Source organism: Pseudomonas sp. PS01300, assembly GCF_029960155.1.
GTDB lineage: Bacteria > Pseudomonadota > Gammaproteobacteria > Pseudomonadales > Pseudomonadaceae > Aquipseudomonas > Aquipseudomonas palmensis.
In genome coordinates, this window is sequence record NZ_JASCPN010000033.1 from 36,677 (window position 1) to 55,904 (window position 19,228).

The following is a 19,228-nucleotide window of genomic DNA, read 5'->3' on the forward strand; positions in this document are numbered from 1 at the left end:
GACCTCTGGAAATGTATCTCAACCAGCTTCATAAACAAAGCGTCTTGAACGCTATCAGATTTTGAAAAAGGAACATGTATGCCGCGTCGCGTCACTCTAACCGATCGGCAGAAAGACGCGCTGTTGCGCTTGCCGACTTCACAGACGGATTTGCTCAAGCACTATACGCTGAGTGATGAAGACCTTGGGCATATCAGGCTGCGTCGGCGCGCTCACAACAGGTTCGGCTTCGCCCTGCAATTGTGTGTCCTGCGCTATCCCGGCCGGGTGCTGGCTCCAGGCGAACTGATCCCTGCAGAGGTCATCGAATTTATCGGAGCGCAGCTTGGCCTGGGTGCCGACGATCTCGTAGACTATGCTGCCCGCGAGGAAACACGGCACGAGCATCTTGCCGAGTTACGGGGGCTCTACGGCTTCCGCACCTTCTCCGGACGTGGTGCGAGCGAGCTGAAGGAATGGTTGTTCCGAGAAGCCGAGATGGCGGTGTCGAACGAGGATATCGCCCGTCGCTTCGTAGCCGAGTGCCGACGCACCCGCACTGTCCTTCCCGCGACATCCACGATCGAGCGGCTTTGTGCCGCGGCTCTCGTCGATGCCGAGCGACGCATCGAGACGAGGATCGCCAGTCGGCTGCCTATGTCGATCCGAGAACAGTTGCTGGCATTGCTCGAGGAGACGGCTGATGATCGGGTGACCCGTTTTGTGTGGCTGCGCCAGTTCGAGCCTGGCTCGAACTCTTCGTCGGCCAACCGGCTGCTCGACCGGCTCGAATATCTGCAACGCATCGATCTCCCCGAGGATCTGCTTGCCGGCGTTCCTGCCCATCGGGTGACTCGTCTGCGCAGGCAGGGTGAACGGTATTATGCCGACGGCATGCGCGATCTCCCGGAGGACAGGCGGCTTGCGATCTTGGCTGTTTGCGTCTCGGAATGGCAGGCGATGTTGGCCGACGCAGTGGTCGAAACCCACGACCGGATCGTCGGCCGTCTCTACCGTGCTTCGGAGCGTATTTGCCATGCAAAGGTCGCAGACGAAGCGGGGGTGGTGCGTGACACCCTGAAATCCTTCGCCGAGATCGGGGGCGCCCTGGTCGATGCACAGGATGATGGCCAGCCGCTGGGCGATGTCATCGCGAGTGGGTCAGGGTGGGACGGCTTAAAAACCCTTGTTGCAATGGCAACCAGGCTGACCGCCACCATGGCCGACGATCCGCTCAATCATGTGCTCGACGGTTATCACCGCTTCCGCCGATACGCTCCACGCATGTTGCGCCTGCTCGATCTGCGAGCTGCGCCCGTTGCACTGCCGCTTCTGGAAGCGGTGACGGCCCTTCGTACCGGTTTGAACGATGCCGCGATGACCAGCTTCTTGCGGCCCAGCTCGAAATGGCATCGCCACCTTCGGGCCCAGAGGGCTGGCGACGCTCGCCTATGGGAGATCGCGGTGCTGTTCCATCTGCGCGATGCGTTCCGCTCCGGAGATGTCTGGCTTACTAGGTCCCGGCGCTATGGCGATCTGAAACACGCACTCGTTCCGGCACAATCCATCGCGGAAGGCGGTCGTCTCGCTGTGCCATTGCGGCCGGAGGAATGGCTGGCAGACCGGCAAGCTCGCCTCGACATGCGGTTGCGCGAGCTTGGCCGTGCCGCTCGCGCAGGCACGATCCCGGGCGGGTCGATTGAAAACGGCGTTCTGCATATCGAGAAACTCGAAGCCGCCGCGCCGACAGGCGCCGAAGATCTGGTGCTCGATCTCTACAAGCAGATCCCGCCCACGCGCATCACCGATCTCCTGCTGGAGGTGGATGCGGCGACCGGCTTCACCGAAGCGTTCACCCATCTGCGCACAGGAGCACCCTGCGCTGACCGGATCGGGCTAATGAACGTTATCTTGGCGGAAGGGATCAACCTCGGCTTGCGCAAAATGGCGGATGCGACAAACACCCACACCTTCTGGGAATTGATCCGCATTGGACGGTGGCATGTCGAGGGCGAAGCCTATGACCGGGCGCTGGCCATGGTGGTCGAGGCACAGGCAGCGTTACCCATGGCCCGGTTCTGGGGCATGGGCACGTCGGCTTCGAGCGACGGACAGTTCTTCGTCGCTACAGAGCAAGGTGAGGCCATGAACCTGGTCAACGCGAAATATGGCAATACCCCGGGCCTGAAAGCCTATAGCCACGTCTCCGACCAATATGCGCCGTTCGCAACCCAGGTGATTCCTGCAACGGCAAGCGAAGCGCCTTACATCCTCGATGGCCTGCTGATGAACGATGCTGGACGCCATATCCGCGAGCAGTTCACCGACACGGGCGGCTTCACCGATCACGTCTTTGCCGCATGTGCCATTCTCGGCTACCGGTTCGCTCCGCGCATCCGCGACCTGCCATCCAAACGGCTCTACGCGTTCAATCCGTCGGCCGCCCCGGCGCACCTGCGAGCGTTGATCGGCGGAAAGGTCAACCAAGCCATGATCGAGCGCAATTGGCCCGACATCCTGCGCATCGCCGCCACCATTGCTGCCGGGACCGTCGCGCCAAGCCAGATTCTGCGGAAACTCGCCTCCTATCCGCGGCAGAACGAGCTCGCGACAGCCCTGCGGGAAGTCGGTCGCGTCGAGCGCACCCTGTTCATGATCGACTGGATTCTGGATGCCGAACTCCAACGGCGTGCCCAGATCGGGCTCAACAAAGGCGAAGCTCATCATGCGCTGAAGCGGGCAATCAGCTTCCACCGCCGCGGTGAAATCCGCGACCGTTCCGCCGAAGGCCAGCATTACCGCATCGCCGGCATGAATCTGCTCGCCGCCATCATCATCTTCTGGAACACCATGAAGCTCGGCGAGGTCGTTGCAAACCAGAAACGCGATGGAAAGCTGCTATCGCCCGATCTCTTGGCCCATGTTTCGCCGCTCGGATGGGAACACATCAATCTCACCGGAGAATATCGCTGGCCAAAGCCTTAGCGTAGGATTCCGCCCCCTCCCGCAAACGACCCCTTCGATCTCCAGCCCAGACCGGGAACGGGCGTTTCAGGCGTTGGAGGTGGCCACCCTGTTTGCCCTGCGCCGCGCGGTGCGCAATGGCTCGGTCTGGATTGAGCACAGCCTGAGCTTTCGGGGTCGTGCGCGCTTGTTCTTCACGGACGAGCGTTGGCAGGCAGAGTCCAAGAAACACTATGCCCGTCTATCGTTACCCAGCAAGGCTGCCACTTTCTTGAAGCCTTTGCTGGCCAGAGTAACTGCCGGTGTCGATGCGGTGGCCGCTGCAGCCCGCAGTGGCGTACTGCGCGTGGATGATGAACTCCATTTGTCGCCATTGCCCGCAGAGGACGAAGACCCAGAAGTGACCAAGCTGCGCGCGGCTTTGGATCACCGCATCGGTGAGGTTCAATTGCCGGAAGTGATTCTGGCCGTTGACGCCCAGGTGCGCTTTAGCTGGATCATGCTCGGACGTGAGCCGCGCTCTACCGACGAGCTGCTGATGGTCTATGCCGGCATCATGGCCCACGGCACCAGTCTGACTGCGGTCGAATGCGCGCGCATGATTCCGCAGCAGAAGGCGGCGCGGCAGTGCTGCCTCAACTTCGGGTGTCACGTCTGTGCTCCTTGAAGAAGCGGCGCCGTCGGTCTGTGCCGGCGGCGCCGCCTTGAGAGGTCGTCCGGCGCACCCACGATCAGCGGGTGCACCTGCTGCTTAGCGCTGACTTCAGCTCAGTTCGCCGCCGAAGCGCTGCACGCCCTTGCCGGTGGCAAAGTTGTGCAGTCCGAAGCTCGGGAAGGTGCCGCGCAGGCCTTCGAACTTGCCGGTGGAATCGACCACCTTGTGCATGACGGTGAGCGAGACCTCGTCGATGCCCGGCACCTGGATGCCTGTGGCGGTGTCGACCGTCGAGATGCGGCTGCCGTCGCGGCTCATGAATTCATGAACCATCGTGAAGCTCGCGCGGCCGTCGACGAACTTGATTTCACTGGTGGCCTTGGCCCAGATCGGGCCGTCGAAGTCACCGTCGCCGGTGGCCAGGAAGGTTTCGATATGCGGCAGGTATTGCACGGCGGCGAAAGCGCCGATGCTGAGGGGCTTGGACATGATGCACTCCTAGGTTGGTGTTGGCCTGATGAATAGGCCGCGGGGACGGACGCTGCCGACGCTCGTCACGCCGGCAGCACCGGGATCACTTGCTGTTGCTCAGGCGGAAGCTGATCACCTTGGCAGCGTCCGTCTTGGAAGCGTTGACGACCTGCGTGTCGGGTGCGCTCTTGGGCTGATAGAACGTTTGACCCGTCAGATAGACGATCGGCGCTTCACCGCGCACTTTGACGCTGACCGCACCCTTGTCGTCGTATTCGTGGCGGTATAGCTTGCCGCCGCGCCGGCTGTCCATCACGTAGGGCGGATCGGCGTAGACGAACTCGGAGCCGGTGAACTGGTGGGACTCCAGCCAGGCCACGGCGTCGCCGTGGTGCAGCTCCAGGCCGGGCACGTCGAGCTGCTGCCAGACCTCGATCACCTCGGGATCAACGTCGATGCCGACGCTGCGGGCAGCGGGCCGCTTGCGCTCCAGGATGTTGCCGCCGCCCAGGTGCGTTTCGATGTACGTGTCGTGAGGCGGGATGTTGTTGATGATCGTCTGGTAGACGCCGGCACCGCCCTTGCCGCCGGGGTATCTCATGGCCTTCTTCCTGGAGTAAATCGGGACTTGGCCAGCATCGTCAGAAATGGCGATGCTGTCAAGGGAAGCCGGCCGGGCCTGCATCGTCAGAGCCGACGATGCGAAGCTGCTGGAGCGTCCTGCAGCACCGCCAGGAATGGCGATGCCGGATCGCTCAGTAGGTGGGGATGTAGACCACCTCAATGTCCACGCGCTGGTTCTCGCGCCGGCCCTCGGCCGTCGAGTTGTCTGCCACGAAATCGGCGGCCGATGCGAAGTTCACCATGATCTTGAGCGGCGAGACGCCGCGCGCCACCAAGTACGACCTGGCCGAGAGCGCACGGCGTAGTGCAAGGGCCTCATCGGCCGCGCTGGGCCGTAGTGTGCTGGTGCGCCCGCTGATGTAGATGATCGCCGCATTCCTAGCGTCGGCCAGCAGCTCCAGGGCCTCTGGCGTCGGCTGGAATGTCGCGCTGCTGTCGGGGAAGGACACCGATACGCCGGACTTGATCGGCGTGCCGAAGTTGCCGGCGTCGCCGGCGGCCAGTGCGCTTTGCGCGCTGACCAGGAACGCCAGAGAGAGGGCCAGAAGAACGGGTTTTCGCATGGGGCAGGACTCCAATCAGAAGAACAGGTAGCCGGGCCCGAGGCAGCAAGCCGAGGCGAGGATGGCGGCAAGCCCTCCAGTGAAGAGCGCGCCGCGCCCGGTTTTTGGTTCAGACATGCGCTTGTCCTTTCGAATTGAAATTGGATAGCGTAACCTTACTTCCGTACTCATGTACGGAGTCAAGCGATATGGAAAACAATTTGGAGAACCTGACCATTGGCGTTTTCGCCAAGGCGGCCGGGGTCAATGTGGAGACCATCCGTTTCTATCAGCGCAAGGGCTTGTTGCTGGAGCCTGACAAGCCCTATGGCAGCATCCGCCGCTATGGCGAGGCGGATGTAACGCGGGTGCGCTTCGTGAAATCAGCCCAGCGGCTGGGCTTCAGCCTGGATGAGATCGCCGAGCTGCTGCGGCTGGAGGATGGCACCCATTGCGAGGAAGCCAGCAGTCTGGCCGAGCACAAGCTCAAGGACGTGCGCGAGAAAATGGCTGACCTGGCGCGCATGGAGGCCGTGCTGTCTGAGTTGGTGTGCGCCTGCCATGCGCGAAGGGGGAACGTTTCCTGCCCGCTGATCGCGTCACTACAGGGTGGAGCAAGCTTGGCAGGTTCGGCTATGCCTTAGCGTGCTTTATTTTCCGTTTTCTGAGACGACCCCTTAGAAAGCCTAGTCAAAGAGCTGTCACGAGAACACCGTTAGCTTAGCGTACGATTTTTTCCGAATTCTGCGGTTCCCCCAGGATGGAAGCCCGAAGGGCCAAGACCCGGCGTGCTTTTGGCCGGGGCTTGGTTCACGACAGCCGCCCCCCGAAGGGGGCACGCACAAGAGAGGAAGTCAAACGTCTTTCGGAGCCTGGCCAAGTCGGGCGTCATGCCAACCAGGCCATTTCAGGAGGTTGTTCGGGCCGTTGCTGGCCAGCCACTTTTCAAGGTACGCCAGCTGCGAGGGATTCAACTCGGTGAGTTTGGGTAGGGTTTGAGTCGCTTCAACCTCGGCCTGCAGATCCAGCACAAAATCAGGCCCCAACTCGTCCAGCTTGGTCAGCACACCGTCAACGGCTTCCAGCAACTGGCGAGGATCACCGCCTCGATCAGCGTATTCGCCCAGCAGCTCCGACCATTCGTCCTGCTGCGCGTCCCATTCCTCGGCTTCTTCGATCTGCTGGCTCAACTGGTCCGGGTCGATGGCCTTCATACCATGCGCACGCTCCAGCCAGTTTTCGGCCAGCATGCGTTCATCGCTGCCGTTGCTACCGAAGCGATCAGCCCGAGGTTTGTTTGCATAGTTCTGGATGCCAGCCAGGTCACCGATAAAGCTTTCGAGCAGATCGGCAGCTTTCATCTGATGCCGGCGTGCTTCCCATTCAAATTCGGGGGGGATGCGCACAGATACGACTTCCGTTTCGTCCGGTACGAACTCACCATTGGCCCCGGGCACAAGCCCTGCCGGTGCGAGAAAGCCGGTAGGCCGACTGTCGCAACGCCAACCGCATTGCAGATGAGCACGATGATGAGGCCACTTTCCATGATTAAGCGGCACCATGTGATATTCGTCGTTCGTGGTGTCCAGTTCGTATACGCGGCGCAGGCTCTGATCCTGGTATGCCCGGAAAATCGTGGAGCCGTATTCGGCTGCAGACGGAAATTGTGATGGCAGCACGTATCCCACTTTGCCTATGTCCTTCTCGTACACTGGGCGAGTGGCGCGCAAAACATGCTGTTTCCCCTGGTACTCAACGATCATTTGGGGCGTTACCCCGTCCTCGCTAAGCTGGCCACCGACAAGGGTCACGTTATGAATGGAAACCGAATGAACCCGGTCGCCGGGAAAAAAGAGTGCATCAAACGACATTACGTTTCTCCTTCCGACTTTTGCCGAGGCCCTGCCGATATTGACGGACCGCAAAAAACAGGGCGACTGGGGCTACCCAGGCAATCGCACCGATCAACAGATGGTTGTGGGTTCTCTCCGGGTAAGATTCCGCGAACTCATTACGGCGCGTGAAAATCCACTGACGCTGCGTGACGGCTTTGGCGAAGCAATTCTCGAATTTATCGAACCCGCACTGCTCAACTCCAGGTAGTGCTGGGATCTCTTCGACCGGTAGCGTGGCCGCTGGCCAGGTGAAATGTAGGGCGGCAACCACAAGCGCACTCCATAGCATTAGTGCAGCAGCAGATTTAGTAGCTCTCTCCATGAACCTCTCTCCTATCGACCTACTTTTTCGGGGCAGCAGGCTGCGGGAATGGCTTGGCCATTTCCCGTACCTGCTCGGCCAGCTCGGGGGGCAGCCACACAAGAACGGGTACCAGTTCGCCGGCGCCCTGTTCTTCAAGGATTTTCCGCACGCGCTTAACCGCTGCGTGGGCGGTCTGCTTGGTCATCCCTCTGGCCTCGGCTACGTCGGTGATGCGCTGGCCATCGACCAGAACGGCCTTGGCCACCTCGACAGTCGAGATGGCCAGGCGCTTGGAAGCAAACAGGGGCGCAACCTTCTTCCATTCTTCTTTGGTGTACATCGGCTGCATTCATCAGCTCCTAGTGTCAGTAGTCAATCAGTCGCGGCCCCCTGCTCGCGGATCCGCTGCCAGATCTCGCAATGCGTGATCGTTGGCAGCGCCAGGAACGTCCAGTAAAGCCCGTTTGAACGGGCGTACACGCGCACCAGGTCGCCAACCTCGGGGGCCTGCAGTATGAACGAATCGCCGGCCTCGCCGGCCTTGTAATCAAGCACCTGAGCGCGGCTTAGCGCGAAGTCATACCGGGTTTCGGTGATGCGCGCCGGCTGGGTGCCGTGGGCGGCTTCCTGTGCTTGCAGAAAGCCTACTTCATCCCCCAGCACAGCGCCGGGGTGCCTTAGCTGGATCTCTGGCAGCATGAGCCAGGTTCCGCGAGCGGCCCATACATTGGGGCCGATCTGACGGGCGTAATCGATGATTGCGGTTTGACCAGGTACATAGAAAACTTTTTGCATGGCTGCGATCTCCTTGCATGGGGCAGACCGGGCGCGCTGCGCGCCCGGCCTGTGGCAGTTAGGCGGCTTGGCGCAGGTGCTGAGCCAGTACCCACAGGGCGCGATTAAGCTTTACGTCCTGGTCAATGCCGGTCACGGCACGGGTGCTGGTACGGCGCCCTTGCTTGTTGCGGCCTCGCAGCCCTCCCTTGATGGTGTTTTCCTGTACGCGGTTGAAGGTCGACCAGAGGTCATTGGTAGCGTCTTCGCGGCGACGTGGTTCCAGCAGTTGGCGTGCAGTAACCGGAGCAGGGCCGTCTGCCGGGTCATAGCGGTAGGCAAGTGCAGCCTCGGCAAATGCGTGCTGCAGGTCGTTGCCAAGCTGGATACCCTTCATGGTTTCGCGTTGATCCTGAATCAGCTCGAACTGATTCAGGACTTCATAAGCGCCCTCGATCACATCCCCGATAACGTCCTGGCGACCGCTGTGGCGAACTTTCTGATCCATCGCGGCATCACCCAGCACCAGGCCATTGGCACACACGAAACGGAAGCAACCGCCCATCATCTGGTAGCTGCTGGTGCCGTCGTGGCTGTTCAGCAGAATGATTTCGTTGGCCTCTTTGGCAACGATGGTGTTGGCGTGACGCAGGCGGATCATGTGCTTGGTGTGTTCGCGCTTGTCGGTGTTACGCACGCGGGTTTGGCATGCCATGAATGGCATGAAGCCTTCACTGCGCAGCGCTTCCAGTACGTCAACGGTGGGAATGTAGCGGTAGCGATCGGAGCGGCTTTCGTGTGCTTCCTCGGCAAAGATTGAGGGGGCAACACGGGCAATCTCGTCATTGCTCAGCGGGCTGTCGCTGCGGACCATGCAAGGGTTACGGAAGTTGCTGGATAGACGCATTTTTGAATCTCCTTCGCGATTTGCCTGGAGCGGTTGCCGCCGCTGGTTCCAGGCTGTCGAGGCGGGATTGCTTCGACGGGGTTAGTATCGCAAAGGCACAAACAGAAGTCAACTATTAGTCAAATCTAAATTGACCATTTGTCGAACAAAAAACCCGGCTAATGCCGGGCTTCTTCGTTGATGGATGGTTATTGGAGGTGCCAGTTGAAGCGGTACGGATCCATGAACGGTATGTCGTCATCGAAGCTGTCAAAGTCTGCCGCTGGCTGCGGCGCCGGCTGTGCCGGGCGCTGCGGTGGCTGCTGACGCGGGGCTTGCTGGCGGGGGGCCTGGTTGCTGCCGCCCTGGTTGTAGGGGTCGCCGCCCTGCTGCTGGTTTTGCGGGCGACCGCCGAGCAGCTGCATGGTGCCGTTGATGTCGACGATGATTTCGGTGGTGTAACGCTTGATGCCGTCCTTTTCCCACTCGCGGGTTTGCAGTTTGCCTTCGATGTAGCACTGCGAACCTTTACGCAGGTATTCACCAGCGATTTCGGCCACTTTGCCGAACAGCGACACACGGTGCCACTCGGTGCGCTCGACCTTCTGGCCGGTCTGTTTGTCGGTCCACTGCTCGCTGGTGGCCAAGCTGAGGTTGGTCACGGCGTTGCCATTGGGAAGGTAGCGGACCTCGGGATCCTGCCCGCAAGTACCGACCAGGATCACTTTGTTTACGCCACGGGCCATGATGAATCTCCTTTTCCGTTTGAATTAATCGTTCTCGAAACAACCGCAAGGGCAGGTCATTACGTCCAGGCCGTGCCAGCAGAGGCCGTTATCCGCGTCCTCCTGCCGCTGTGCTTCGTTTTCACTGGCGGACATATAGCCATAAGCCTCGCGGGCGTACGCGAACGCTTCTGCCACTCCCTCGGCATGCTCATCGGTGCCGAACTCGTCATCCATGCTCGCACAGAAGGCGTTGTGCACCATGGTGTCATAGGTTGGAAAGCGCCCGCATGCCGCGCCGTAGAGATCGTCAACCTTGCGCTCCATCGCCTCGATGTTCGAATCCACGACAGGCGCCCAGATCTTTTTGGCGAAGTTCAGAAAGTCGGCTGAGGTGAGCCAGTTGTTGAAGCTGAGGGCGGGTGCTTGAGCGGTGATAGTCATGCGTAAACTCCTTCGCGATTTGCCTGGAGCGGTTGCCGCCGCTGGTTCCAGACCGTCGAAGCGGAATTGCTTCGACATGAGTAGTATCGCCCAACGCCTAACTAAAGTCAACTATTGGTCAAATCTATATTGACCGATTGTCGCGTTTCTCGCACGCGAGAAATCTGCTTTTTCTTGATCCGAACGCTTGACCGCTTTACCGAGCTGCTTTAATGCCGAGCGTGGGGCGCGGGAAACAAACGCTTTTCAAAGCAGCAGCCGCGAAGCGGATGCCGCCTTGCTCTTTGGGAATGGAAGCGCCCCACTGCTGGGTGGATCTGCTCGGCAGCCTTCGGTAGGACGCGGTAAGCCCGGACTATCCAGAGCCAGGCCGCGTGCAAGGGGACCGTGGAATACCGCAGGGAGCGCAGCGAGCGAGGATATGCCGCGAAAGCCCCTTGCAGGCAAGGCCTGGTGGCGGATAGGCCATTGGGGCGTCCGCTTCCTACCGATGGTTGCTGAGCTAGCCGCAGTGGTTGCCCTGGAACGACCGGCAAGCGGAGCGCGCAGGCCGTAGGCCGGAGGCGTGAGGATGGAAGCCCGAAGGGCCAAGACCCGGCGTGCTTTTGGCCGGGGCTTGGTTCACGACAGCCGCCCCCGCAGGGGCACGCCCATGATGGCTCAAGGCGAAACCGCTTCCTTGATGGTGTGTGAGGTATTGTGCGAAGCCCCTGGCGGCATGAATACCTCTAGGTGCGTATTGGCTGGTTTTGGCGGCGAATGCTCCTGCAGATACCGAGCCTTCTCCTGGTTCTTTCGCGCTACGCGCCGTTCGGTCATGTGCCAGGACGAAAACATTTCAACCACGAAAATGAGAATGCCCCCAGCTACGCAGAGGATCACGGGTAACCGATTCCGACGTTTAGCCATGCGGTTCATGACGCCTCCTTAATTGTCCAGACGCATGCCGCCAGCTTTGAGGCTAGCCAGTTCGCTGAGCAGCAACTCCCGCTGCGATGGTGTGATTTTGTTCAGGTATTGCAACTTGGCCAACGTACCAAGAACCGCGCCATAACCCATTAACGGATAGGTAGGATCCGTTTGTCGCCGGCGCATCGAGTCCTCAAGCTGATCCATAGCCAGTGCGACAGCTGAGAATTTTTGGCGGATGACTGACAGCGAAGTGGGCCGACTGACCAGGTTGGGAAAGTAGTTGGCCAAGCCGGGACGGTCTGAGTCCATCATGCACTGAATGCCCAGCTCCAGGTCCTCACGTACAGTGGCGGAGGCCGTGGATAAGGCACCTTCGATCTCGGCCACGGAGGCGGTCTCCAGCCACAACAGGGTATCGAGATAATCGGTCAGTTGCTGTTCCGTTCGTTCGTCCATGGCTCAATCCTCAAATTCCATTTCATCGCTGGCATCGACAACCAGGGAGCGGCACTGTTCGGCGCGGCGCATCAAACTGATGCCTTTGCCTGGCCAAAGGGATGCGGCTGCTTCGTAAAGCTCGGCGGCTGAATACCACTTCTTCCGATGCTCTGCCAACCGCGCAGCGGTATGCAGGGCCTGGCTGGAACGTTGGGCTTTGCTCATCGTGAGATCGCGGAACATGGTGTTACTCCTTCGCGTGGGTTCCCGGGACGGTTGCCGCCGTCATTTCCGGGCTGAGTTAGGCGCCCCGGGCTGAGGCGCCTGTAGGTTGGTTATGCTGCCTTGTCGAGTTCGCTGGCCAGCGACAGGCCGACCGCGACGGGGCGAACCCATACCGGCATATGACTGAGCAGGAAGGTTTCACCCTGCTTGGCCAGCAGGAGGGTTTGGGCCATTACACCGGCGATTGCCTCAGCGGCTTTCGGTGGTACCGCATTACCGATCCGCTCGCGCCACGCCTGGTCGCTCAAACCGTCCAGCTCAAGCATTTCTTCCGGGTCAACCAGGCTTTGCAGCGCCGCCATTTCCAGCGTGGTGAATGGGCGGTGCCAGGTGCCGTCGAGGCTTCGAATCACGCAGGTCAATCGATCATTGGCGGCTGGCATGCGCGGATCGGCAACGCTCCAGCGGCCATTGTCCAGGCGCGCACTGGCGGATACTGCCCCGGCCAGGCCTTCCCACGGCACGACGCCATAGTGGCCCCCGGTGAGGTAGGCATCGCCTTTCACGCGGCGCAAGCCTGGGCGCGGATCCTGTACGGCAAACGCGCCCTGCCCTGTCGTGCTGCCGGCAATGACGGTGCGTGCCGAGCCATCCCAGCGGGTGACGCTGTATTTCCCGTGTCCACCAGCTGCTCCACGCGGATCGGCCACGCTGAACGTGCCCTGCCCTGGCGACTTGATGCCGATGATTGCGCCGCTCGAGTCCTCCCAGCGCCGTACGCCATATTGCTGGTACTGCGCGGCGTGTGCCGGGCTGCGCGGATCTGCAACCGAAAATGCGCCATTGGTTGGCCCTGTCTGGCCGGCAACGGTGCCCATTGAATCACCCCAGTTACGCACGCCTAGATACCCCGAGAACGCCTCGGGCACTATCACGAAGTCGCGCAGATAACCGTCCTCGATGGCCAACTGATCCAGGCTGCGCCAGTCCTTGCCTGCCTCGACCAGGGCAAGGCGAACCCACGTTTTCCATTGCAGCGCTGGAACCCGATGCATTGGGCCAGCGCGCTCGATATCCCCAGGCAGCGGCATGCGGCCAAGGACAGCACCGACCGATTGCAGGGATTTCTTTTCCGGCTCGTACAAGAACGGTGGCACTTTCTCTACGTGCCGGGCCACCAGCAGAAAGCGCTTGCGGCTTTGGGCCAGGCCGCCCAGCTCCCCGCAGTCGTGGGTTGTCTCGCTCACGGCATAGCCAAAGAAGTTCAACACCTGAACGATCTGATCGAGCAGGTGGCGACCACGGGTGGCCAGGCGCGGCACGTTCTCGAACACGATCAGGCCGGGCGGGTTGTGCTGCCAGGCCTCGCACATGAGCCACACGCAGCGCAACGTCAGTTCATTGAGGGCCTGGTACTTGGGGGTTAGGCTCAACGCCTCGGACAACAGGCCAGAAGCGCCTTTGCAGGGGCTGCTGATGAACACCACATCAGGATCCTGAAAGCCCGCAGCGCGGCGAATATCAGCCGGGGTTGCCTCCCGCCAGTCTGCTGGCGGTTCCTTGCCATGGAAGGCGGTGTATTGCTCGCGGGTGAACAGGTCCATTTGCGTACCTGGTACACCGGCCAGGCGTTGGAAATCACGCAGCGCGCCGGCGTCCACATCGACACCGCCAATGCAGCGCCATTCCGCCTGCAGGTGGCCGACCACTTCCTTGTTTTGGTTGAAGCCTTTGGCGCCGCCGCCAAGCCCGCAGCAGAAATGAAAGTGCTTGAGCACATACTTTGTAAGCATGTTCGTCATCCGTCACGATGGCCCGGACCCAAGGTCCGGGCGGGGCTGTGGTCAGAGGGCGCGGGCTGTCGCCTCGGCCATGTCGCGGAAAATCTCGGCATGCAGTTCCAGCGGGAACTCTGCGATGACTTCGCGCTGGCCGATGCCGGAGCGCTGAGCGACGACCGTGTACATGGTGACGGTGGAGGGTTCTTGCCCTGGGCGGGCTTGATGGGACGGCTCGACGGTGAAGCCGGAGAAATCGCGCAGCTGCGTGGCTGAGCTGAAATAGAACAGGTGGGTTTCGATAGCCATTGTTTGAATCTCCTTCGCAATGCGCCCGGAGCGGTTGCCGCCGCTGGTTCCAGGCTGTCGAAGCAGGATTGCTTCGACGGTTCCCAGTATCGCAAAGGCCATTCTCAATGTCAACTTGTAGTCAAATCTATTTTTACTAATAATTTACCACAGCTCTAACTGCTCAGAGTTAGTGATATCGACAACGGGAATGCCCGGCGTACGCGAGTCCAGGGCATTATCTGGATCCCGCAAACTGTCGGACAACGCCGCAAAACGCGCTCGATCGGCAGCGGCTCGCCTGACGTTAAAATGCTCGTCTACAACGTCATTGACCCTGGCCCACTGGTTCCAGGCAAAGCTACGCCCTAGCCCTACCGTTGTCGTCGTGCTGGGGAAGCCATCGGCATTTCGCACTAGGTCTTCCCATGAGGCGCCAAACTGTACTGCGTCGAATCGGCTGTGCTTGCCAGTGAGGGCGTTGCGCTCAAGCAACAGCGCCCGCTCCAGCAGCTCGGGGTGATTCGCGGCAAGCCAATAGAGTTCCCAGTGCTTGGAAGCTGGGCAGAAAAAGCAGGCGGATTTGATCGGTACCAGGTCCGCGCCGAGCGCATGAGTGATCGCACGCACACAATCGCGGCGAGTCCAGCGAACCAGCTGCAACGGGTAGACATAATCGAAGTTTGCGTCCGCAGGCTTGAGCGCTTTGGAGCGGCGCAGATCTGCTTTGCCGCAGTCGTAACCGATCAGCTTGACGATGCGTTGCCCCGTCACCTTGGCGCGTTCCCACACAGGATGCGCTGGCCTGGCGTTCGGGCCAGAACGGGCGCCCATGAGAAACTGATCTTGGGGAACCTGCTTCCACTTCACCGAACAAGATTTCATGCCAAAGGCCAGGCTAGGCAATGTCTCGTTGGCCATGCAGTTGCCGTAAAGATCCTGGTATCCGGTGGTGGGCTTCGGTTTCTTCCGGCACACGCTAACGGACGGCCAGCCCCACGCACGCAGCACTGAATCCATCGCCTCAATGTGGGCCAACGTCTCGGGTTTCTCCGCGCCGGTGTCGGCAAAGGTGATGATATCCGGGCGCAGCCCTGCCGCGTGCAGGGCTACGAGCATGGCCGTGGAATCCACGCCCGATCCGAAACACACGGCCAGCAGCCGACCGGCCAGCGCAGCGCGCAGGGCCTCGACCTGGGCGAGGGATAAAACAGGGTGAGCGCCGCCCGAGGGGCAGCCGCGGCTGATTGCGTTCATGCGTACTCCTTCGCAAGTGCCCGGAGCGGTTGCCGCCGCTGGATCCGGGCACTGTTGGGTTACGTTTACTCGGTGTCGTCACCAATGAGATCGCACAAGCTCGGCACCAGGTCGACCTCGGCGGGCTTGTTGTCTGGTCCCGTCACTTTGAACACGCATGCGCTGTCGGGATCGCCATCTGCAATTCGCGGCTGGAAGTAGTGGCGTGCGCACGCCTCTGCGGCTGCTCGATGATCGCCGTCAACGTCGATATCAACGGCCCATACGACACGGTATGTAGTCATTGCGGGATTCTCCTTCGCTGTGCCGGAGCGGTTGCCGCCGCATGTACCGGCTTTTAGATTACTTGCCTTCGAAATAGGCGGGACGCTGGGCCAGTTCGCGGGCTATCAGCTCGTCCGCAAACAGCGGAGCCTGCTTTTCAACCCGCCGCTCCAGGTTCTTGCGCCTGACCTTGCCTTTTGCCTCGGCGCTCCAGCGCTTGACCGCCTGAGAGGCGGGAAAGTCGAGACAGACCCCGTAACCCTCGGGCCGGGCCTCCCACGCCTTGCGCATTTCCTCGGGGAGCTTCTGCCCTGCCGGCGCCTCGATCACCAGCAGCTCGAAGTCACCGGGGCATGGCAAGTGAGGCAGACACCAGCGCAGGGAGTAGCGCCACATGGGCGGCGCTACCTGCTGGGCATTCGCGGCCATCAGACCAGATCCCAGCTCGCCTGATCCCAGCCCGGCAGCTTGGACTGCGCTACGCGGCGAATTTCATGCAGGGTGCGAAATGCCTGGGTCGCGTAATAGTCGGGGTTTTGATTGGACTGATATTCCAGGCACTGGATGAGCTTGAGGGCTTCGAGCGGGGTGGGCTTGGGGACAGTTTCATCCAGGCCGAACAGCTCGCCCTTGAACGTTTCGCGAGGGTAGCGCGTGCGTACGGATCGGATGTTTTCGTCAAGCAGCTGCTGGCCTTTATCGGCAAGGAGCTGGTAGGTGGTTGCATCCGGCTTGCCGTTGCAGGTGAACATGAGGATGGCGGAGATGTGAAAACGATTCAGGATATAGGCGCTCATGGAAACTCCTTCGCAGTGTGCCCGAAGCGGTTGCCGCCGCTGGTTCCGGGCTGTCGAAGCGGAATTGCTTCGACGTGGTAAGTATCGCAAAGGAACCCCAACAAGTCAACTATCAGTCAAATCTAATTTGACTGATAGTGACATTTTTTTACTACGCAGCGCGGGCGTCTGGCAGCACGTTGCCGGCGTAATATTCGGCAATCTGCTCATTCACTTTGTCCAGCAGATCCAGGCGCAGAAACTCCAGGTGGAGGGTGCCCTTCTTGAACGCCTTGGCCCGGTAGTTCTCGTTCTCGAACACTTCCCCAGCCTGAAAAGCTGCATCCATAGCTGAGGTCAATGCGTGCGCCTGGAAGGGCTTGCCATCGAGCGTCTGAAATACCCGGTCAAGGTCATTGAGCTTGTCCTTGGCCCATGAACCGTACCGGATGCAAAGGCCACTTTTGAACGAAGGTTCGACCATCCCTTCCATGATCACTTTCTGGCCGATGCGAAACGGCTCTTTTGCGTTGGTGCGGTAGTCGTCGGAGAGATACCGGAACACATTGAAAACCCCACGCTGGAACATGGATTCGGCGTTTATGCGCAAGTCGATGAACGTCGCGGTGATCGTCGACGCGGTGAATTCAGGCGGGGATGGGCAAAGGCTCTTCTCAAACTCCGCGACGGCCTCGGCGTCCATCAGTTGCTTAAAGCCTGTCATATCGAACGCCCGGCGCCATAGGGAGGTGTCCAGTTCGCGGCGCACCCTGTCCTGGTCTTCCCTGAGTTGCGCAGCGTGAGGCATCAGATGCCGACCATGGGGCGCTAGAACTTCCTGGGCCAGCTCCAGCATGCGGCGTGCATCAGTGATCAGCCGTAGCGCTTCCTCGCGGGCAGTTAGCAGATCGTCAAGCGTAGAAGGTAACGCCAACTCTTTGAAAATAGACATGCTTCGAACTCCTTCGCAGTGTTGCCCGGAGCGGTTGCCGCCGCTGGTTCCAGGCTGTCGAGACGGGATTGCTTCGACGGATTCAGTATCCTAAAAAATCACCCTTGCGTCAACTTATGGTCAATATTATATTTACTATTAATTGACTTTCTCGCGTGCGAGAATCTTGCCTAGCCGTGATTTATAAGCTACAATTGAGCCCATGAAGACAATTAAACAAACCGCCACGTACAGGAACTGGGAACGCAAGCTGCGAGACAAGCAGGCCAAAGCCATCATCGCTGCGCGAGTCTTCCGCGTTGCAAATGGTCTGCTTGGGGACGTTCAACCAGTGGGCCAGGGGATCAGCGAACTGCGCATCCATCACGGCCCCGGCTACCGGGTGTATTTTCAGCAGCGCGGTAACCAACTGGTCCTGTTGCTGTGTGGTGGGGACAAGAGCAGCCAAGCGCGGGATATCGAAACCGCTAAAGCGTTGGCCAGCCAGTGGAGTGACGATGAATGAAAGAACAATTTTACGACTACGACCCCGCTGATGCGTTGACTGATGCGGAGTCCATCGCGGTATTCATGGAGGACGCATTCGAAACGGGCGATGCGGCCTATATCGCAAAATGCCTGGGTGTCGTAGCCCGCGCCAAAGGGATGACCGCCCTTGCCAATGAATCTGGCCTTTCCCGCGAACACCTCTACCGGTCGTTCTCGGACAAGGGCAACCCGACTTTGAAAACCCTGCTGGCCGTAATGCGTGCCGTTGGCCTGGATCTTACGACCCGCAAGCACGTTGAGCCGGTACACTAATCGTTGTGAACAAGGAGGTTACATGATCGCTTTAACGTCGAAAAAGAAGGGGGTCATACGCGCATGCGCATGGGCTGCCTGGCTCGGCCTAGCTGCTTGGATCGCCACCAAGTCGCCCTACGCTGGGCCTGCTGGTTTCGATTGGGCCTGGTTCGCGTTGATGGGCCTTTTCCCCAAATTCCTCCAGGGTGATATCCCGCCGATATGGCCGGAGAGCGGGGCCGAAGTCACCCCCGATCAACAACGTCGGTGGATTTACGGGCTGCTGACCTTGGCGGTTTTCGCGTGGGTGATGGCGCGTGATTCGAAAGTGATAGATCTCATCGCCACACTTATCGGATAAAAGGGGGTACTTATGAACACGGACCTGATCGTCAAACGCATTTTGCTCACCCCCGTTGCAGCCGGGTTTGGGTGGATCGTTGCAACCATGATTGTGATCGGCCTGAAACTGGCCCTCCCTACCCTTCTTCCGATTGCCTGGACTGAGCGCATTGGCCCATTAGGCGCCGTTGTCGGCATCGTCATTTTTTACTGGATGACCTGGAATGAAGGTCGCCCGGACAAGCGAGGCTGACATGGAAAAGACTATTTCCCCGAACCAAACCAAGGCGCTTTTCGCCTGGGGCTGGCTCCTGTGGATTGGCTGCGCATTTTGGCTGGCCCGATTCCCGTGGACAGATAACGCTGAACTGAGCCTAAAGGGTCTTGCATTCCTGATCCTCCTGCCCAAGGCCATTCAAGGGTTCTTCTATACCATCACCCCGAAGCAGAACAGATTCAGCGATGGCTACACGGACAAACACAAGCGGTTGCCCTTGTATACGGCGCTTGCTGCGGGTATCGGCCTTTGGTTCGCTGTAACCGGCGTGTACGACCTGGCCAACTCCCTCTGATCGATTTGCATGGCATTGAGCGCTTGACCGCAGGCGCTCTTGCCGATCTGCTTTAATGCCGAGCGTGGGGCGCGGGAAACAAACGCTTTTCAAAGCAGCAGCCGCGAAGCGGATGCCGCCTTGCTCTTTGGGAATGGAAGCACACCACCGCTGGGTGGATCTGCTCGGCAGCCTTCGGTAGGACGCGGTAAGCCCGGACTATCCAGAGCCAGGCCGCGTGCAAGGGGACCGTGGAATACCGCAGGGAGCGTAGCGAGCGAGGATATGCCGCGAAAGCCCCTTGCAGGCAAGGCCTGGTGGCGGATAGGCCATTGGGGCGTCCGCTTCCTACCGATGGTTGCTGAGCTAGCCGCAGTGGTTGCCCTGGAACGACCGGCA

At 60.1% G+C, this 19,228-nt stretch carries 27 protein-coding genes and 2 pseudogenes; 8 read left to right on the top strand and 21 right to left on the bottom strand.

All coding sequences use genetic code 11. The annotated features are described in order from the left end of the window. Window positions 1–78: 78 nt before the first annotated feature. Window positions 79–2,964, top strand: a complete 2,886-nt coding sequence (locus QMX96_RS16505) for a Tn3 family transposase (protein WP_001138082.1) — start codon at window positions 79–81, stop codon at window positions 2,962–2,964. A gap of 34 nt (window positions 2,965–2,998) precedes the next feature. Beyond that, window positions 2,999–3,553, top strand: a pseudogene (locus QMX96_RS16510) (Tn3 family transposase); the annotation flags it as partial. A 153-nt stretch (window positions 3,554–3,706) separates the two neighbouring features. Here the strand turns inward: QMX96_RS16510 and QMX96_RS16515 are convergent. From QMX96_RS16515 to QMX96_RS16530, 4 genes and pseudogenes are all read right to left on the bottom strand, one after another. Next, entirely contained in the window at window positions 3,707–4,087 is a 381-nt protein-coding gene (locus tag QMX96_RS16515) for a hypothetical protein (protein WP_011655359.1), read from the bottom strand. A gap of 85 nt (window positions 4,088–4,172) precedes the next feature. Beyond that, a complete protein-coding gene (locus tag QMX96_RS16520) occupies window positions 4,173–4,670 on the bottom strand; it encodes an SAM-dependent methyltransferase (RefSeq protein WP_011655360.1) in 498 nt (165 codons plus the stop codon). Window positions 4,671–4,824: 154 nt separating this feature from the next. Continuing rightward, a complete protein-coding gene (locus QMX96_RS16525) occupies window positions 4,825–5,256 on the bottom strand; it encodes an OmpA family protein (RefSeq protein ID WP_001665065.1) in 432 nt (143 codons plus the stop codon). Between the two features lie 33 nt (window positions 5,257–5,289). Beyond that, window positions 5,290–5,373: pseudogene (locus tag QMX96_RS16530) on the bottom strand (mercuric transporter MerT family protein); the annotation flags it as partial. Between the two features lie 71 nt (window positions 5,374–5,444). Between QMX96_RS16530 and QMX96_RS16535 the strand changes: the two are divergent. Then, window positions 5,445–5,879, top strand: a complete 435-nt coding sequence (locus QMX96_RS16535; RefSeq protein WP_003131969.1) for a mercury resistance transcriptional regulator MerR — start codon at window positions 5,445–5,447, stop codon at window positions 5,877–5,879. Window positions 5,880–6,089: 210 nt separating this feature from the next. Here the strand turns inward: QMX96_RS16535 and QMX96_RS16540 are convergent, their stop codons facing one another. From QMX96_RS16540 to QMX96_RS16620, 17 genes are all read right to left on the bottom strand, one after another. Continuing rightward, window positions 6,090–7,106: a hypothetical protein gene (locus QMX96_RS16540; protein WP_144399940.1), complete on the bottom strand. Its 1,017-nt coding sequence runs from the start codon at window positions 7,104–7,106 to the stop codon at window positions 6,090–6,092. Then, window positions 7,096–7,452, bottom strand: coding sequence for a hypothetical protein (locus QMX96_RS16545; RefSeq protein ID WP_047710217.1), 357 nt, complete (start codon window positions 7,450–7,452; stop codon window positions 7,096–7,098). Before QMX96_RS16545 ends, QMX96_RS16540 begins: the two co-directional genes overlap by 11 nt. Window positions 7,453–7,471: 19 nt before the next feature. Continuing rightward, complete coding sequence (locus QMX96_RS16550) at window positions 7,472–7,774, bottom strand: TrfB-related DNA-binding protein (protein ID WP_282362061.1); 303 nt, start codon at window positions 7,772–7,774, stop codon at window positions 7,472–7,474. Between the two features lie 32 nt (window positions 7,775–7,806). After that, window positions 7,807–8,229 carry a hypothetical protein gene (locus QMX96_RS16555; protein WP_227349942.1) on the bottom strand — a complete coding sequence of 141 codons (423 nt, stop codon included), beginning with the start codon at window positions 8,227–8,229 and terminating at the stop codon, window positions 7,807–7,809. Window positions 8,230–8,287: 58 nt separating this feature from the next. Continuing rightward, on the bottom strand, window positions 8,288–9,115 hold the full coding sequence (locus QMX96_RS16560; protein WP_042857731.1) for a DUF932 domain-containing protein: 828 nt from the start codon (window positions 9,113–9,115) through the stop codon (window positions 8,288–8,290). A 188-nt stretch (window positions 9,116–9,303) separates the two neighbouring features. After that, window positions 9,304–9,840, bottom strand: coding sequence for a single-stranded DNA-binding protein (locus QMX96_RS16565; RefSeq protein ID WP_042857730.1), 537 nt, complete (start codon window positions 9,838–9,840; stop codon window positions 9,304–9,306). A 24-nt stretch (window positions 9,841–9,864) separates the two neighbouring features. Next, window positions 9,865–10,263 (bottom strand): hypothetical protein, encoded by a 399-nt coding sequence (locus tag QMX96_RS16570; RefSeq protein ID WP_050516197.1) that lies wholly within the window; start codon window positions 10,261–10,263, stop codon window positions 9,865–9,867. 660 nt (window positions 10,264–10,923) lie between these two features. Then, window positions 10,924–11,181 carry a hypothetical protein gene (locus QMX96_RS16575; protein ID WP_047710215.1) on the bottom strand — a complete coding sequence of 86 codons (258 nt, stop codon included), beginning with the start codon at window positions 11,179–11,181 and terminating at the stop codon, window positions 10,924–10,926. A 9-nt stretch (window positions 11,182–11,190) separates the two neighbouring features. After that, window positions 11,191–11,631, bottom strand: coding sequence for a hypothetical protein (locus tag QMX96_RS16580; RefSeq protein ID WP_042857729.1), 441 nt, complete (start codon window positions 11,629–11,631; stop codon window positions 11,191–11,193). Window positions 11,632–11,634: 3 nt separating this feature from the next. Further along, window positions 11,635–11,856, bottom strand: a complete 222-nt coding sequence (locus QMX96_RS16585; RefSeq protein WP_042857728.1) for a hypothetical protein — start codon at window positions 11,854–11,856, stop codon at window positions 11,635–11,637. Window positions 11,857–11,948: 92 nt separating this feature from the next. Then, entirely contained in the window at window positions 11,949–13,631 is a 1,683-nt protein-coding gene (locus QMX96_RS16590) for a DNA cytosine methyltransferase (protein WP_042857727.1), read from the bottom strand. Window positions 13,632–13,682: 51 nt separating this feature from the next. Next, the gene (locus tag QMX96_RS16595; protein WP_042857726.1) at window positions 13,683–13,925 is read right to left on the bottom strand and encodes a hypothetical protein; all 243 of its coding nucleotides are present in this window, start codon (window positions 13,923–13,925) and stop codon (window positions 13,683–13,685) included. 144 nt (window positions 13,926–14,069) lie between these two features. After that, window positions 14,070–15,161, bottom strand: coding sequence for a hypothetical protein (locus tag QMX96_RS16600; protein ID WP_202808232.1), 1,092 nt, complete (start codon window positions 15,159–15,161; stop codon window positions 14,070–14,072). A 65-nt stretch (window positions 15,162–15,226) separates the two neighbouring features. Beyond that, entirely contained in the window at window positions 15,227–15,445 is a 219-nt protein-coding gene (locus tag QMX96_RS16605; protein ID WP_042857725.1) for a hypothetical protein, read from the bottom strand. A gap of 58 nt (window positions 15,446–15,503) precedes the next feature. Further along, window positions 15,504–15,854, bottom strand: coding sequence for a theronine dehydrogenase (locus tag QMX96_RS16610; RefSeq protein ID WP_199520587.1), 351 nt, complete (start codon window positions 15,852–15,854; stop codon window positions 15,504–15,506). Beyond that, the gene (locus QMX96_RS16615) at window positions 15,854–16,222 is read right to left on the bottom strand and encodes a hypothetical protein (protein WP_042857724.1); all 369 of its coding nucleotides are present in this window, start codon (window positions 16,220–16,222) and stop codon (window positions 15,854–15,856) included. Before QMX96_RS16615 ends, QMX96_RS16610 begins: the two co-directional genes overlap by 1 nt. A 151-nt stretch (window positions 16,223–16,373) precedes the next feature. Then, on the bottom strand, window positions 16,374–17,153 hold the full coding sequence (locus QMX96_RS16620; protein WP_042857723.1) for a DUF4942 domain-containing protein: 780 nt from the start codon (window positions 17,151–17,153) through the stop codon (window positions 16,374–16,376). A gap of 202 nt (window positions 17,154–17,355) precedes the next feature. On the opposite strand from QMX96_RS16620, the gene QMX96_RS16625 reads away from it, so the two are divergent. The 5 genes from QMX96_RS16625 to QMX96_RS16645 are packed head-to-tail and all read left to right on the top strand — an operon-like array spanning window position 17,356 to window position 18,850. Then, complete coding sequence (locus tag QMX96_RS16625; protein ID WP_042857722.1) at window positions 17,356–17,658, top strand: type II toxin-antitoxin system RelE/ParE family toxin; 303 nt, start codon at window positions 17,356–17,358, stop codon at window positions 17,656–17,658. Next, the gene (locus QMX96_RS16630; protein ID WP_042857721.1) at window positions 17,655–17,954 is read left to right on the top strand and encodes an addiction module antidote protein; all 300 of its coding nucleotides are present in this window, start codon (window positions 17,655–17,657) and stop codon (window positions 17,952–17,954) included. Before QMX96_RS16625 ends, QMX96_RS16630 begins: the two co-directional genes overlap by 4 nt. Window positions 17,955–17,976: 22 nt before the next feature. Then, window positions 17,977–18,297 (top strand): hypothetical protein, encoded by a 321-nt coding sequence (locus tag QMX96_RS16635; protein WP_047710214.1) that lies wholly within the window; start codon window positions 17,977–17,979, stop codon window positions 18,295–18,297. 12 nt (window positions 18,298–18,309) lie between these two features. Continuing rightward, complete coding sequence (locus QMX96_RS16640; RefSeq protein ID WP_042857719.1) at window positions 18,310–18,531, top strand: hypothetical protein; 222 nt, start codon at window positions 18,310–18,312, stop codon at window positions 18,529–18,531. Between the two features lies 1 nt (window position 18,532). Further along, on the top strand, window positions 18,533–18,850 hold the full coding sequence (locus QMX96_RS16645; protein WP_042857718.1) for a hypothetical protein: 318 nt from the start codon (window positions 18,533–18,535) through the stop codon (window positions 18,848–18,850). Window positions 18,851–19,228: the final 378 nt, after the last annotated feature.

What these genes read in the sequence shown, in the direction of transcription:
- QMX96_RS16615 (WP_042857724.1), bottom strand. Translation starts at nt 16,222, where the DNA reads ATGAGCGCCTATATCCTGAATCGTTTTCACATCTCCGCCATCCTCATG.
- QMX96_RS16610 (WP_199520587.1), bottom strand. Translation starts at nt 15,854, where the DNA reads ATGGCCGCGAATGCCCAGCAGGTAGCGCCGCCCATGTGGCGCTACTCC.
- QMX96_RS16600 (WP_202808232.1), bottom strand. Translation starts at nt 15,161, where the DNA reads ATGAACGCAATCAGCCGCGGCTGCCCCTCGGGCGGCGCTCACCCTGTT.
- QMX96_RS16595 (WP_042857726.1), bottom strand. Translation starts at nt 13,925, where the DNA reads ATGGCTATCGAAACCCACCTGTTCTATTTCAGCTCAGCCACGCAGCTG.
- QMX96_RS16505 (WP_001138082.1), top strand. Translation starts at nt 79, where the DNA reads ATGCCGCGTCGCGTCACTCTAACCGATCGGCAGAAAGACGCGCTGTTG.
- QMX96_RS16570 (WP_050516197.1), bottom strand. Translation starts at nt 10,263, where the DNA reads ATGACTATCACCGCTCAAGCACCCGCCCTCAGCTTCAACAACTGGCTC.
- QMX96_RS16515 (WP_011655359.1), bottom strand. Translation starts at nt 4,087, where the DNA reads ATGTCCAAGCCCCTCAGCATCGGCGCTTTCGCCGCCGTGCAATACCTG.
- QMX96_RS16645 (WP_042857718.1), top strand. Translation starts at nt 18,533, where the DNA reads ATGGAAAAGACTATTTCCCCGAACCAAACCAAGGCGCTTTTCGCCTGG.
- QMX96_RS16535 (WP_003131969.1), top strand. Translation starts at nt 5,445, where the DNA reads ATGGAAAACAATTTGGAGAACCTGACCATTGGCGTTTTCGCCAAGGCG.
- QMX96_RS16540 (WP_144399940.1), bottom strand. Translation starts at nt 7,106, where the DNA reads ATGTCGTTTGATGCACTCTTTTTTCCCGGCGACCGGGTTCATTCGGTT.
- QMX96_RS16605 (WP_042857725.1), bottom strand. Translation starts at nt 15,445, where the DNA reads ATGACTACATACCGTGTCGTATGGGCCGTTGATATCGACGTTGACGGC.
- QMX96_RS16525 (WP_001665065.1), bottom strand. Translation starts at nt 5,256, where the DNA reads ATGCGAAAACCCGTTCTTCTGGCCCTCTCTCTGGCGTTCCTGGTCAGC.
- QMX96_RS16630 (WP_042857721.1), top strand. Translation starts at nt 17,655, where the DNA reads ATGAAAGAACAATTTTACGACTACGACCCCGCTGATGCGTTGACTGAT.
- QMX96_RS16635 (WP_047710214.1), top strand. Translation starts at nt 17,977, where the DNA reads ATGATCGCTTTAACGTCGAAAAAGAAGGGGGTCATACGCGCATGCGCA.
- QMX96_RS16585 (WP_042857728.1), bottom strand. Translation starts at nt 11,856, where the DNA reads ATGTTCCGCGATCTCACGATGAGCAAAGCCCAACGTTCCAGCCAGGCC.
- QMX96_RS16575 (WP_047710215.1), bottom strand. Translation starts at nt 11,181, where the DNA reads ATGAACCGCATGGCTAAACGTCGGAATCGGTTACCCGTGATCCTCTGC.
- QMX96_RS16580 (WP_042857729.1), bottom strand. Translation starts at nt 11,631, where the DNA reads ATGGACGAACGAACGGAACAGCAACTGACCGATTATCTCGATACCCTG.
- QMX96_RS16620 (WP_042857723.1), bottom strand. Translation starts at nt 17,153, where the DNA reads ATGTCTATTTTCAAAGAGTTGGCGTTACCTTCTACGCTTGACGATCTG.
- QMX96_RS16590 (WP_042857727.1), bottom strand. Translation starts at nt 13,631, where the DNA reads ATGCTTACAAAGTATGTGCTCAAGCACTTTCATTTCTGCTGCGGGCTT.
- QMX96_RS16625 (WP_042857722.1), top strand. Translation starts at nt 17,356, where the DNA reads ATGAAGACAATTAAACAAACCGCCACGTACAGGAACTGGGAACGCAAG.
- QMX96_RS16555 (WP_227349942.1), bottom strand. Translation starts at nt 8,229, where the DNA reads ATGCAAAAAGTTTTCTATGTACCTGGTCAAACCGCAATCATCGATTAC.
- QMX96_RS16640 (WP_042857719.1), top strand. Translation starts at nt 18,310, where the DNA reads ATGAACACGGACCTGATCGTCAAACGCATTTTGCTCACCCCCGTTGCA.
- QMX96_RS16560 (WP_042857731.1), bottom strand. Translation starts at nt 9,115, where the DNA reads ATGCGTCTATCCAGCAACTTCCGTAACCCTTGCATGGTCCGCAGCGAC.
- QMX96_RS16565 (WP_042857730.1), bottom strand. Translation starts at nt 9,840, where the DNA reads ATGGCCCGTGGCGTAAACAAAGTGATCCTGGTCGGTACTTGCGGGCAG.
- QMX96_RS16550 (WP_282362061.1), bottom strand. Translation starts at nt 7,774, where the DNA reads ATGTACACCAAAGAAGAATGGAAGAAGGTTGCGCCCCTGTTTGCTTCC.
- QMX96_RS16545 (WP_047710217.1), bottom strand. Translation starts at nt 7,452, where the DNA reads ATGGAGAGAGCTACTAAATCTGCTGCTGCACTAATGCTATGGAGTGCG.
- QMX96_RS16520 (WP_011655360.1), bottom strand. Translation starts at nt 4,670, where the DNA reads ATGAGATACCCCGGCGGCAAGGGCGGTGCCGGCGTCTACCAGACGATC.